The organism is Limnobacter sp., from assembly GCF_046297615.1.
Taxonomy (GTDB): Bacteria; Pseudomonadota; Gammaproteobacteria; order Burkholderiales; family Burkholderiaceae_B; genus Limnobacter.
In genome coordinates, this window is record NZ_JBKBHM010000005.1 from 143056 (window position 1) to 156598 (window position 13543).

Annotated in this window: 9 protein-coding genes; 4 read left to right on the forward strand and 5 right to left on the reverse strand. The window is 57.9% G+C overall.

What is annotated here, in order from left to right:
• Positions 1 to 163: 163 nt before the first annotated feature.
• The 4 genes from ACK4FF_RS11385 (at position 164) to ACK4FF_RS11400 (ending at position 2587) form a co-directional block, all read left to right on the forward strand.
• A complete protein-coding gene (locus ACK4FF_RS11385) occupies positions 164 to 748 on the forward strand; it encodes a DUF2589 domain-containing protein (RefSeq protein WP_409709086.1) in 585 nt (194 codons plus the stop codon).
• 34 nt (positions 749 to 782) lie between these two features.
• Complete coding sequence (locus ACK4FF_RS11390; RefSeq protein WP_409709089.1) at positions 783 to 1460, forward strand: hypothetical protein; 678 nt, start codon at positions 783 to 785, stop codon at positions 1458 to 1460.
• A gap of 8 nt (positions 1461 to 1468) precedes the next feature.
• Entirely contained in the window at positions 1469 to 2029 is a 561-nt protein-coding gene (locus ACK4FF_RS11395) for a hypothetical protein (RefSeq protein WP_409709092.1), read from the forward strand.
• A gap of 132 nt (positions 2030 to 2161) precedes the next feature.
• Positions 2162 to 2587 carry a hypothetical protein gene (locus tag ACK4FF_RS11400; RefSeq protein WP_409709095.1) on the forward strand — a complete coding sequence of 142 codons (426 nt, stop codon included), beginning with the start codon at positions 2162 to 2164 and terminating at the stop codon, positions 2585 to 2587.
• 61 nt (positions 2588 to 2648) lie between these two features.
• Here ACK4FF_RS11400 and ACK4FF_RS11405 read toward each other — a convergent pair whose 3' ends face one another.
• The 5 genes from ACK4FF_RS11405 to tldD all read right to left on the reverse strand — a co-directional run bounded on the left by ACK4FF_RS11405 (position 2649) and on the right by tldD (position 13537).
• Entirely contained in the window at positions 2649 to 3377 is a 729-nt protein-coding gene (locus tag ACK4FF_RS11405; protein WP_409709098.1) for a J domain-containing protein, read from the reverse strand.
• Between the two features lie 76 nt (positions 3378 to 3453).
• A complete protein-coding gene (gene uvrA, locus ACK4FF_RS11410) occupies positions 3454 to 9123 on the reverse strand; it encodes an excinuclease ABC subunit UvrA (RefSeq protein ID WP_409709499.1) in 5670 nt (1889 codons plus the stop codon).
• Positions 9124 to 9279: 156 nt separating this feature from the next.
• Positions 9280 to 9975 (reverse strand): hypothetical protein, encoded by a 696-nt coding sequence (locus tag ACK4FF_RS11415; RefSeq protein WP_409709101.1) that lies wholly within the window; start codon positions 9973 to 9975, stop codon positions 9280 to 9282.
• Between the two features lie 156 nt (positions 9976 to 10131).
• Positions 10132 to 11199 carry a 3-deoxy-7-phosphoheptulonate synthase AroG gene (aroG, locus tag ACK4FF_RS11420; RefSeq protein WP_409709103.1) on the reverse strand — a complete coding sequence of 356 codons (1068 nt, stop codon included), beginning with the start codon at positions 11197 to 11199 and terminating at the stop codon, positions 10132 to 10134.
• Positions 11200 to 12067: 868 nt separating this feature from the next.
• A complete protein-coding gene (tldD, locus tag ACK4FF_RS11425) occupies positions 12068 to 13537 on the reverse strand; it encodes a metalloprotease TldD (RefSeq protein WP_409709106.1) in 1470 nt (489 codons plus the stop codon).
• Between the last annotated feature and the right edge of the window lie 6 nt (positions 13538 to 13543).

Sequence of the window (13543 nt, forward strand, 5' to 3'; positions counted from 1 at the left end):
TCATTTGATGAGTCGCGATTTTGGATGCATTGGTTCACCCTCAACCTTCCCTCTGCTGAGGCAACACTGAAGTTGCCAATGCCTGCCCGCTGATTCAAATTGCGTCGGCTGAACAAGCACCCCTCAATTCATTGTTGATTTTTGCCGACCGGAGAACCTGACTATGGCCATTGGACAAGAACTTTCTTCAATCGACTTTCAAGCCATGCTGGGCGGGCCGCTGAGTGCGGTCATCAAGGCGCAGGCGCAGTCCGCCCAAACTTCGGTGGACTTCATCAAGAGCGTGGGCTTTAACCCGTCGGACGCGCAAACCGACCCCGGCAAGCCCACCATGGTGAGTTTCAAGTACGACAAGCCGGTGGAAAGCAAGGACGCGCAGGGCAACATCACCGTGACAGCGGTGCCGTTCAAGCTGGAAGTGCCTATCTTGACGATGCTGCCGATTCCGTTCATTCGCGTGGAAGAAACCACCATCGACTTCAACGCGAAAATCAACTCGGTGACCGAGTCCACCACATCCAACTCCTCGGACTTGAGCGCGACGCTGGGCGTGAAGGCAGGCTGGGGGCCCGTGTCAGCGGAACTGAAGTGTTCGTACAGCAACAAAAAGAGCAGCACCAGTGGCCAGAAAACCGAGCGCACCTACAGTCTGCAGATACACGTGCGTGCGGTGCAGGACGAGTTGCCAGCCGGCCTGGAAAAGTTGTTGTCGATTCTTGAAGACAACATCAAGGAAACCAAAGCTTAATTGAACGTACACAGCACACGACACGGGTCAGACCATGAATGATTTGGGCGATATTTTGGGTTCACTCATGACCGGCCTGATCCGGGCACGGCAGGCGGCAGACCTTCAAACTGCCGCACTGGCCGAGATGTACAAGGACAACCCGTTGTTGGAAGGGTTATCCGTGCCGCGTGTGCGTATTCCTGAAGTTACCATCGATTTGCCGTTGATCATCGAGAACCACGAGGAAGGCACCGACGGCCAGTTCAACGAGCCCACTCGTGTGGTGGAAGCCACGTCCACCCGGTTGAAGAACACGCTGGCCAACAGCAACATCAAGCTGTCCGCCAACTTCCAGAAAGCGTTTGCCGACAATGCCAAACTGCGCCTGGCTGAGGTTCATAAAAGCAACGGTGTGGTGTCGCGGGAAGTGGTGTCGCGCACCATGCAAGATGCTTTCGTAGACACTCTGAAGAAAACCAACACGGACATTTCTGCGCAGGACAAGCTTGCCCTTGTGCGGGATATTCGCAGCGAGGCAGGCTTGGCCGCTGTGGCCAAACCGTCCATTCCTGCGCGTATCCTGACCAATGTTCGCACAGCCGACGTGAAAGACAAAACCACAGGCAACAGTGTGGTGCGCCTGAAAATTACCCTGAGTGAAGAAGGGGTGGAATGGGTAAGCCAGACCAATGAAAGCGGTGGTGTGAACCGCACCCTGAGCCCTGAGTAAAGGCTGCCATGCAAGCATTGGCACGTGAGAAGTTGCTGTCGGCGCTGTTGGCGCTGGGCGAGGTGGTGACCACTTACAAGAAAGACAGCACCCGCTTTGTGGCGGCTTACTTCAAGTGGCTTGAAGAGGCCGAGGAAAGCCTGGGGCCTTTGCGCCTGCCCTTGCTGGGTTTGATTCAAAGCCAGAAAGGCCAATTGCTGGCCATTGAGGACGGGCTTTTGCCACCGCAAGTACAGACCGAGGGCAGCAGTGTGCGCAAGCGCCAGCGGGCCGCAGCAGCCGCGTTGATTGACACCATGAGCACCACGCTGCAAAACAAACTGGACACCATCGACAGGCAGTTTGACGACGCGCGGGACAAACTGGCCCAATGCCTGGCTGTGTTGGTGGGCCAACAAGCCGATTTTCTGAACGGGCTTGAAGCCGACAACGCAGGGGTGAACCGTGCATGGGACGCCATGCAGGGTATTCGGGAACTGGGCCCGGTGCTGAACTACCTGACCGGAAAGCTGCCACGCGCCGACCGCGAATATTGCCTGCATGAGGTGTTGTTGAACGCCCTGGGTTGAGGCTGAATACCGCAGTTACAACGCAAACAACCTACCCATACCGAGTGACCGGACCTAGCGACCACCCGCGAGCGAACCAACCTCGGCCAATGCCCCACCCAATGATCCTTTTCAACGTATTGTGAGGTTCACATGACGGGTTCGGTTCAGCTTCAAAGTTATCAAGCCCCCAGCGCAAGCGAGGTTTCACCGTTGATCAACCAGCGTGGACAACAAGCCGGTGACGGTAGGTCGTTGTTTGCAAAAGCGGCAGCAGGCCTGGGTGGCGTGCTGGTGAAAGCATGCAAGGCTGCGGTTAAAATCGGAACAGCCGTGATCTTGGACGCTTTCGCGCTCACAGGCACGATGTACGCCCTCCCGTTTATATTGCCCTACTCTGCTGCGCTTCAAGCTGGCAAATACGGAATCGGGGAAAAACGAATGCAACAGTTGGCTTCAGGCATTAAAGCCACATCTGGCTCACTACTGTGGCCTGTATTAAAAGCACTACACCGTGGACTGAGCTTAACCGAATCGCGGCTGCAGCCCATGCCGAGGACAACCGCGTTGATTCGCTGACCTGAACACCCGTGAAACCAGACTGCCCCAGGCGTTGCTTGGGGCAACCCGATGTACGAAGTTAGGGGTTCAGGGCATCTCGAACTGTGGAGAATGTTTTGAACAACTCTCCGGCTTGCTCTTTCAGCTCAGGCTGATTGGCCCATTTGTCAGGGTGTAGATGAAGGCAGAGCTTCCGGAAGGCCTTGTTCAATTCGTCCAGCTGGCCGGCTGCCGGGGTGTACGGCAGACCCGCGCTTTGAGCCTGTTGCTGCTGGGCTTGCAAGGTGCGCGCCAAGTGACAAAAACGTTGACCATGGGTATTCAGGGCTTGGGCCTTGGCCGGTTCCGCCCTGGCCTGGAGTGACGACAACTCTTTTTCCAAAGACTGAACGGTAGGTGCCGAGGCCGCATCGGGGGCAGCCTCTTTCTGAAAACCAGGCCTTGATTGTTGCTCGGCATGGTGTTCTGGCACATGCCCTGCCGGGTATGACCACGGGCCAGCCGGGGCCGGGTTCTGCCCCAGTTGTTGCAGCAGTGCTTCCAGCAACAGCGATGCCAACACCCCCCGCAAGGCTGACGCAGCAGCATCAGAATGCTGGCGGGAGAATGCGGACTGCCGTTCCAAAGTGCGGTGGGCTTGGCGGCTGCTTGGGGTACTCAAAAATTGGCTGGCCAGGCCCGCAGCCACTACGCTGGGGTGAACCAGCACCACAATGACAGGCCTAACCGCGGCGTGGTTAAGCGCTGTACCGTGTAAGGCACCAAACCCTGTAAACGCCGGCTTACCCACATTGAAGAAAAACGCCATGAGCTGCTCCAACACGTGAATGTGATAGGAACCTTGGGTAACAGGTCAGTACATGGCGGTTCAATGCAGTGTCAGGTCACTCGCTTCGGGTGCGTCGGCTGGCGTAGAAATCGGCCAGGGCTTTGGCGGTGTGGCCTGCTCTGGCGCCTTTGCGGGCGGCAACCTGTTGGGGGCTGCCTTGGGCCACCAATTGCCCACCGCCCACACCCGCCTCGGGGCCCATGTCGATGACCCAATCGGCCTGGGCAATCAGGTCAAGGTCGTGTTCAATCACCACCACAGTGTGGCCTGCATCCACCAAGCGGTGCAACACGGCAATCAGCTTTTCCACATCGTTCATGTGCAGGCCCACGGTGGGTTCGTCCAGCACGTACAGGGTGTGGGGGTTGATGCGGTTGTCGCGCACCTTGGTGAGTTCGGTCACCAGTTTGATGCGCTGCGCTTCGCCGCCGCTGAGCGTGGGGCTGGGTTGGCCCAGCGTGAGGTAGCCCAGGCCCACGTCGGCGAGCAGTTGCAAGGGCTGTGCAATGCTGGGGTGGGCACTGAAGAACGGGGCGGCTTCGTCCACACTCATGTTGAGTATGTCGGCAGCAGTTTTGTCGCGCCAGCTGACCTGCAAGGTGTCGGGGTTGAAGCGTGCACCACGACAGGCTTCGCACACCACTTTGACATCGGGCAGGAAGTTCATTTCGATGGTTTGCATGCCCTGCCCTTCACACACGGGGCATCGGCCGGGGCCTGTGTTGAAACTGAACCGGCTGGCTTCAAAGCCGCGCATGCGGGCTTCGCCGGTGTCAGCCAGGACGTTGCGTATGCGGTTCCAGAAGCCAATGTAGGTGGCTGGGCAACTGCGCGGGGTTTTACCGATCGGTGTTTGGTCCACTTCCAGCACACGGGCCACTGCTTGGCTGTTGGCAATGCTGTCGCAAGCAAACCATTGGCTGTGCACAGCCCCTTTGCGGCTTTGCATGGCCACCGCTTGACGCATGTTGGCCAGCAGAATGTCGCGGGCCAGGGTGGACTTGCCAGAACCCGAGACCCCGGTGATGGCCACCAAGCGGCCCAATGGAATGGACACGTCCAAGCCCTGAATATTGTGCAGGCGCGCCTGTTGAACGGCGAGTTGTGGCGTGTCCGCCAACACGGGGCGGCGGGGTTGGGCCAGATGTGGAATGGGCCTGTTGAGGTAACGGCCTGTGAGCGAGTTGGGGTCGCGTTTCACTTCCTCAACCGTGCCCTGCGCCATCACGGCGCCGCCCAATTTACCGGCACCGGGGCCGATGTCCACCAGGCGGTCAGCGCGCAGCATGGTGTCAATGTCATGCTCCACCACCACAAGGGTGTTGCCTTTGCGGCGCAACTCGTCCAGCGCATCCAGCAAACGGTGGTTGTCTCGGGTGTGCAAGCCAATGGTGGGCTCGTCCAGCACGTAGCATACGCCGCGCAGGTTGGTGCCCAATTGGCTGGCCAAGCGAATACGCTGGGCCTCGCCACCACTGAGGGTTGGTGCGCTGCGGTTCAGGTGCAGGTAGTCCAAACCGACTTGCGCAAGAAACTTCAGGCGGCCTGCCATTTCGACACGAATGTCTTTGGCGATGGCCTGCTCGCGTTCGTCCAGCTCGAGCGTATCTACCCACCCCAAGGCCTCGGTCACGGTTTGGTCAGCCAGTTGGGCAATGCTGTGGCCTTTGAACTTCACAGCCAGTGCTGTGCTGTTCAAGCGCTGGCCTTGGCAGGCCCCGCACACCAAGGCTTCGCGAAGGTTGAGGTTTTCTTCATCGCTGTCGTCGGTACTGCGGTCTTGTTCGGACAGCCAACGCCCTTCTTCGCCAGTGGTGTCTGCATCAAAGCCTTCCACCTGTTCGCCCACGCCGAAGCAGCTGGGGCACCAGCCGTGTTTGCTGTTGTAGCTGAACAGCCGTGGGTCCAACTCGGGGAAACTGCGTGCGCAGGATGGGCAGGCCCGCTTGGTGGAGAAGAATCGAATCTGCGGTTCAGGCTCACGCTTTGAGCCTGGGCTTTCAACCATAACCGTACCCTTGCCATACTCCAGTGTTTGCGACAAAAGGTCACGCAGTGTTTTCTCGGCCTTGGCATTGATGGTCAGGGTGCCGACAGGCAATTCAATGTGGTGTTCCTGATAGCGGGCCAGTTTTGGCCAAGGGTTGGTGGGCACGTAGGCACCGTCAACCCGCAGGCGTTCATAGCCCCGGTCGACAGCCCATTTGGCGATTTCGTTGTAGATGCCTTTGCGGCCCTGCACCAGTGGGGCAAGCAAGGTGATTTCCTGCCCTTTGTAGTGCTGCATGATTTGCGCCAACATGGCGTCCATGCTCTGTGGTGCAATGGGCACTTCGCAACTGGGGCAATGCTGTGTACCCAGCTTGACGAACAGCAGGCGCAGGAAGTGATACACCTCGGTGACGGTGGCCACAGTACTTTTTCGGCCACCCCGGCTGGTGCGCTGTTCAATGGCCACAGTGGGTGGAATACCGAAGATGGCATCAACATCGGGCTTGGCAGCAGGCTGCACAAACTGGCGCGCATAAGCATTCAGGCTTTCAAGGTAGCGGCGCTGCCCCTCCGAGAACAGAATATCGAAAGCCAATGTGGACTTACCGCTGCCTGAGGGGCCGGTAATGACGGTCATCTGCTCGCGCGGCAGGGTGAGGCTGACATTCTTCAGGTTGTGCTCGCGGGCGTGCAGAATTTCAATACCCGAAGTTTGACTGCGGCGCTGCTGGGGCTGGGTGTTGTACACAGCTTCGGGCTCATTCAGTGAGCCTGATCCATTCAGGTCAGCGGCCTGAAGCAGGTTGGCTTGGCCCAGGTATTGGGCAATGGCCACGCCGGTGTGGCTGTGTTTGAGCTTGGCCACTTGCTTGGGCGTGCCCGTGGCCACCACCTCTCCGCCTGCTTCGCCTGCCTCGGGGCCAAGGTCGATCAGCCAGTCGGCCGCGCAGATCACATCAAGGTTGTGTTCAACCACCAGCACACTGTGGCCTGCCTGTTGCAGCAGGCGCAGGCTGGTCATGAGTTTGGCCACATCGTCAAAGTGAAGGCCTGTGGTGGGTTCGTCAAACACGAACAAGTCGCCACGGCGGGCCACTTTCTGGCCACTTGCAGTGGGTTTAAGCTCGGCCAGAAAACCTGCGAGCTTGAGGCGTTGGGCCTCGCCTCCACTGAGTGTGGGCACTGGCTGCCCCAAACGCATGTAGCCAAGGCCCACTTGGGCCAAGGGTTGCAAGGTTTTGAGCAGCGCTTTGTCGACATCGAACAATTGCAGGGCCTGATCAACCGTCAATTCCAGCACTTGGGCCATGTTCAGTGTTTGCCCATGCCGCTCGATGGTCACCTCCAGCGCTTCGGGCCTGTAACGTGTGCCATTGCATTCACCGCAGCGCAGGTACACATCGCTGAGGAATTGCATTTCCACATGTTCAAACCCGTTGCCGCCACACATGGGGCATCGGCCATCGCCGCTGTTGAAGCTGAAGAAGCCCGCTGTGTAGCCACGCTCCACCGCCACGGTGGTTTTGGCAAACAGCTTGCGAAGCTCATCAAATGCGCCCACATAACTGGCGGGGTTGCTTCGGGTGGTTTTACCGATGGGGCTTTGGTCTACAAACAGGAGTTGACCGATGCGGTCTGCCCCATCCAAGGCTTCGAATTCACCGGGGGCTTCTGTGGGCTCGCCCTTGAATTTTTTCAAAGCAGGGACCAGCACATCCTGCACCAAGGTGGACTTTCCGCTGCCGCTGACACCGGTCAGCACCACCAAGCGGTTCAGGGGCAAACGAAAGTCGATGCCTTTGAGGTTGTTGGCAGTGACCCCGGTCAGTTGCAGATGCTCGTCAGAATCACCCAAGGCTGTGCTAACAGGCACCACTTGAAGTTGGCCGGTGAGGTACTGGGCGGTCAGCGAATCAGCGTGGGTAATGTCGGCAGGTGCGCCATCAAACACAATGTGTCCACCTGCATCGCCAGGGCCAGGGCCAATGTCAATGAGGCGGTCGGCCTGGTTCATCAGTTGTGGATCGTGCTCAACCACCACCAGTGTGTTGCCTGCACTTTTGAGGCGTTGCATGGCTTGGGCCACACGGGCAATGTCGCGCGGGTGCAGGCCAACGGAAGGCTCGTCCAGCACAAACAGGGTGTTGACCAGCGAACTGCCCAGCGCAGTGGTGAGGTTGATGCGCTGCACTTCCCCGCCGCTGAGGGTGCGGCTTTGCCGGTCCAGCGTGAGGTAACCCAAACCCACCTGGATGAGGAACTGCAGACGGGTGCGAATTTCTTGAAGCACGAGGTCGCTGGCGTCGTCCAGCGCGCCGGGCAGTTGCAGGTTGGCAAACAGCTCGGCCACCCGGGTTAGCGGCAGCATCATGATGTCGTGAATGCTGTAGAGCGCGTTCTGGTAGGGTAGCTTCCACAGCAGTGAATCGGGTTTCAAGCGTGCACCGTGGCAGGCGGTGCAAGGGGTGTAGCTGCGGTACTTGGACAACATGACCCGCACATGCATTTTGTAGGTGCGGGTTTCCAGCCATTCGAAGAAACGGGCCACGCCATAGAAGGTGCTGCCTTCCCAGTTGCCATCAAAATTGGCATCGCCTTCGATCACCCACAGTTGGTCTTCTGCAGGCAGGTGTTTGAACGGAATGTCGGTAGCAATACCGCGCAGTTTGGCAAAGCGGACCAAGTCTTTTTGGCAGGGCTTGAAACTTTCGGTTTGCCAGGGTTTGACGCAGCCTTCAGCCAGTGTTTTGTTTTCATCAGGAATGACCAGGCCATAGTCGATTCCAATGACCCGGCCAAACCCACGGCATGTGTCGCAGGCCCCCAGCGGGGAGTTGAACGAGAAATGGCTGGGCAAGGCCGGGGCGTAGTCGATGTCACAGGTGGCGCAGTGCAAGCCTTCCGAGAAGCGCCAGGGTGCGGGTTCGGCATCGGTTTCGGTGTTGGGCAGCACGAACACATTCACTTTGCCTTTGCCGCGCAACAGGGCGCTGGCGATGGCATCGCTCAAGCGGCTTTCTTCCACACCGCCCACCCTGAAGCGATCGGCCACCACATCCAGCACTTTGTGGGTGAAGTCGGTGCTGTTGGCTTTGCTGCTGCGGGCCTTGGGCGCTTTGGCAGTTTTTGATTTGCCCTTGGTGGCTTTGGGCTCGGCAGGGGCCGCCAGCTTGACTGGGGTTTCGCGGTGAACACGGGTGTACCCTTGGGCACTGAGGAAGTCTTCGACTTCCTGTTCGGGCATGCTCAGCGGTACTGTAACAGGGAAGGTGACGACCACTCGAGGGTCGCCAGCCTCGGCACACTGGTGACGAAGCGTGCTTTGGATGGTGGCTGCGTTGTCTTCGCGCACATGCTGGCCGCACTTGCGGCAATGCAGGTGGGCAGCGCGGGCATAAATCAGCTTGAGGTGATCGTTGATTTCGGTCATGGTGCCCACGGTGCTGCGCGAGGTACGCACCGGGTTGGCCTGATCAATCGCAATGGCGGGCAAAACGCCTTCGATGCTGTCCACATCGGGCTTGTCCATTCGGTCGAGAAACTGGCGGGCATACGGCGAAAAGGTTTCGACGTAGCGGCGCTGGCCCTCCGCGTACAGGGTGTCGAACACCAAAGAGCTTTTGCCACTACCACTGACCCCTGTGAACACGGTGATTTCGCCGGTGCGAATATCAAGGTTCAGGTTTTTGAGGTTGTGCTGCCGTGCGCCGCGTATGCGGATGAGCTGGCCCAGGTAGGTGGATTGTTCTTCAGCGGCGGCCGATTGGGTGCGCTTGCGTGTCATCGAAAGTCCTGCAAAGGAATACTGCTTGACCTTCGATTGTAAAGCAGGGCCAGTTGAATCGGCCCTGCAACAGGCCGACTTGTGGCGGCCGGGGTTCAATGCCAGTTAGGCGCGGTGGGCGTCGTAGTAGTTGCCCAATGTACTGGCCTCCTCAGCCTGACGCTGACGGTCTAGTTCGATCCAATAATCCGGGCTAGATCGAATGGAAGAGATATTGTGTTGGCAACGCACTGTATCGATGGTCTCAACAAGCTTATAGGCACAGCTTCTGGTGCGCTCAAGACCTGCCTTCACTTCAGGATGCCTTGAGTCATGGAGACTCAGCGCCGATCCTTCCTTGTAATCTGCATGCCCTCGGGGGGGATAGCAAGAGGGCGCCTCAGTTGGAGTCAGCAAATACCGAACGAGCCTTTCGGCCAAGTGTACATGCCATTCCAGAGTGCAGTGGTTGCCTTCCGGGGAGAGACGAATATCGCGTGGGTCTTTTTGGAGTCTTTCAACCTCACTGCGGTAGGTTTTGCAGATGGGGTCGAAAATCTTTACTGATCCTTTGATGGCCTCATAGATGCCTACAATTGCAGCTTTGAGTTCTTCTGGGACTTGGATAGGCTCCATGTCCCCAGATGGGCGGCACAGAATCTTACGGGCAGCGACATTCATCCGATTCCAAAGTGGTGGATCAACCCGGTCTTTAAGTTGTTTTACGGTCTCTTTCAGACTTTTAATGCAGCCCCCGATTGAGTCGAGTGCATCGCGAGTGGGGATGAATTGGGATGGATGGTAAGCAACAGGACGAGTCAAGATGAGCACCTTTTGGAGCTTAAAAGGCTGAGTAATCGATTAATGCTGCCTAGTTCGTTAATACACCCGCTGTGCACACCTGAATTCAAAACAACAAACAACAAAGGCCGGTTCCCCGGCCCTTGTTGTTGGTGTTGAAGCTGAACGCCTTGGGGCTTATTGCCCGCCCTGCGCCAAACGGCGCTTGCGTACGCCAGCAGCCAATGTGTCGAGCACTTGGGTGCTGTCGTCCCAGCCGACGCAGCCGTCGGTGATGCTTTGGCCATAGGTGAGGGGTTTGCCGGGTTCCAGGTCCTGACGGCCTTCAACCAAGTGGCTTTCCACCATGACACCCATGATTCGACGGTCACCAGCGGCCAGTTGTTCGGCAATGCTTTCGCACACCCCCACCTGGTTTTTGGGCACTTTGCTGCTGTTGCCATGGCTGGCGTCAATCATGATGCGGGCGGCCAAACCGGATTTCCCGATTTCCTGTGCAGCAGCCTCAACGCTCGCGGCGTCGTAGTTGGGGGCTTTGCCGCCCCGCAAGATGACGTGACAGTCTTCATTGCCGGTGGTGCTGACAATGGCGCTGCGGCCTTCCTTGGTGACACTCAGGAAGTGGTGGGGGTGTTGGGCGGCTTTGATAGCGTCCACTGCAATTTTGACGTTGCCGTCGGTGCCGTTTTTGAAACCGACCGGGCAGCTTAAGCCGCTGGACAGTTCGCGGTGAATCTGGCTTTCGGTGGTGCGGGCGCCGATGGCACCCCAGCTCACCAGGTCGGCAATGTACTGGGGGGTGATCATGTCCAGAAACTCGGTGCCTGCGGGCAGGCCCAGGCTGTTGACGCTCATCAGGACTTCACGGGCCATTTTCAGGCCCTTGTTGATCTGGAAGCTGCCATCGAGGTCGGGGTCGTTGATCAGGCCCTTCCAGCCCACTGTGGTGCGTGGCTTTTCGAAGTACACGCGCATGACGATTTCAAGGTCATCGGCGTATTTGTCCCGGCACGCTTTGAGCTTGTGGGCGTATTCCAGCGCAGCCTTGGGGTCGTGGATGGAGCACGGGCCCATGACCACGATGAGGCGGTCGTCCGCACCATGCAGAATTTTGTGCTGGGCATTGCGGCTGCCGGAAACAACCTGGGCCACGGCTTCGGTGATGGGCACTTCGGCGATCACCGCTGCGGGGGTACGCAGTTCTTTGATTTCTTTGATTCTCAAGTCGTCTACTACCGTATTCATGGGCCATTCTCCTGGACGCTGACGGTTGCTTCTGGGGCCGTCGGCTTAAAAAAAAACCGCCAGGGTCTGGAGCCTGGCGGTTTTGGGTGTTCTTGGTGTCTGTTGACGTTACGCGCAACCCTTTGCCGCCATTTGCCTGAACCAGGCAAAAAAGCCAAAAAAGGAGTAAAAGCGGTGTGCATTCAACGAGTTCATGGCAGAAATGTACCGCAAATCATGGTGAATGTGCAAATGAGGCGGCAGTTTGGCCAAAAAAGCTGATGGCAACCCCAACTGCCCATCGAACTTTTGGAAACTGCAGGCCACGAAAGGCGTTGCGTTTTAATGGTGGGTTTGCAGATGCATGTTTCACACAACTTGGGGGCGGCATTCCCGCCGGTTGCATCGACATCGGGGGGAGCACCCGCTCAGGGTTTGCCGGCCACCACAGCCGCTGCACATGCGATAGCGCAACCCTTGGCACAGCAAGCGCTTTGGGCAGTGACAGCCCAGATCGAAGGGCGTGACGTGTGGCCCTGGGCTATGCAGCTCATCAATCAAGTATTAGATACGCCGCATTTCACCCTGTTGAACCAGTACTTGCAACAGTCCCTCTTACTGAATCGGTCACCGCTGGAGGTGTGGTGCAATGATGGCGTTCTTCGGTACTTCACTCATCAACGGATAAGCGAAGCAATCAACGCTCAGCTAAGTGGTGGACTGGCCATTCTTCCGTGGACGGTCATGCACCCGGTGTTGTTGAACATGAATCCAGACCAACTGAGTGGCTTAGAGACCGAGCAAGCTGAACGGGTTTCGGCGTATAGTCAGTTCGCTTCGGAAGGTGAACCATTAATCCAACTGTCAGATGAGGACAGAAAGGCGATCATCAATTTGTGCCCCCCATTACCAAGCCGTCAATCCGCAGGGTAGGTTGACCCACGCCCACGGGCACACTTTGGCCTTCTTTGCCGCAGGTGCCCACGCCGTCATCCAGCGCCATGTCGTTGCCAATCATGCTGATTTTGGTGAGGGCGTCTGGCCCATTGCCGATCAGGGTTGCGCCTTTGAGGGGGTGGGTGATCTTGCCGTTTTCGATTTTGTAGGCCAGCGAGGCTGAAAACACAAACTTGCCGCTGGTGATGTCAACCTGGCCCCCACCAAAATTGACGGCATACACACCATCTTTCACGCTGGCGATGATTTCTTCGGGGGAATGTTGCCCAGCCAGCATGTAGGTGTTGGTCATGCGGGGCATGGGCAGGTGGGCAAAACTTTCTCGGCGTCCGTTCCCGGTGACGGGCATTTTCATCAAACGGGCGTTGGTGATGTCTTGAATGTAGCCCTTGAGAATACCGTCTTCGATCAAGGTGGTGCATTGGGTTTTGTTGCCTTCGTCGTCCACATTCAGTGAGCCACGGCGGCCCGCCAGTGTGCCATCGTCCACCACGGTGACGCCTTTGGACGCGACGCGCTGGCCGATCATGCCGGAAAACGCGCTACTGCCTTTGCGGTTGAAGTCACCTTCCAAACCATGGCCAATTGCTTCGTGAAGCAGAATGCCGGGCCAACCCGAACCCAGCACCACGGTTTGAGGGCCTGCAGGGGCGGGTTTGGCATCCAGGTTGACCAAGGCGTCATCCACAGCCTTGTGGGCGTGGTGTTTGAGGAATTCATCTGTGAAACGGGCGAAATCGTACCGGCCACCGGCGCCGGAACTGCCTGTTTCGCGGCGGCCTTTGGATTCAACCACCACGCTGACGTTCACGCGCACCAGCGGACGTACGTCGGCGGCAAGAACGCCATCGCTTCGGGCCACCAGCACCACGTCGTAAGCGCCCACAATGTTGGCCATCACTTGTTTGACGCGTTTGTCACGCTTGCGGGCGAAGGTTTCCAGGCGCTTGAGCAAGTCCACTTTCTGGCTGGAGGTGAGCGAGGCAATGGGGTTCAGCGGTGCATACAGGGCCAGGCTTTCAGACGGTTGAAAACCTTGGCCGGTTTTCAGGTTTCGGCTGACGGTTTTACCCAGAGAGGCAATTTCACGCACGCTTTTTGCAGCGGCGAGAATGGGCTTGAGGCCGATGTCGTCGGAATAGGCGAAGGCTGTTTTGTCGCCGGTGACGGCACGCACACCCACGCCTTGTTCAATGTTGTAGCTGCCGCTTTTGACGATGCCTTCGTCCAGCGACCAACCTTCCACACAACCGTACTGAAAGTACAGGTCGGCGAAATCGACCTTGTGCGTGAAAATTTCACCAAAGGCTTTGTGGATGGTCTGTTCGGTCAGGCCATAAGGGGTCCACAACAAGTCTTGGGCAATGGCCAGGTTGGCGATGGCGGGGTCAACTGCGTTCATACACTA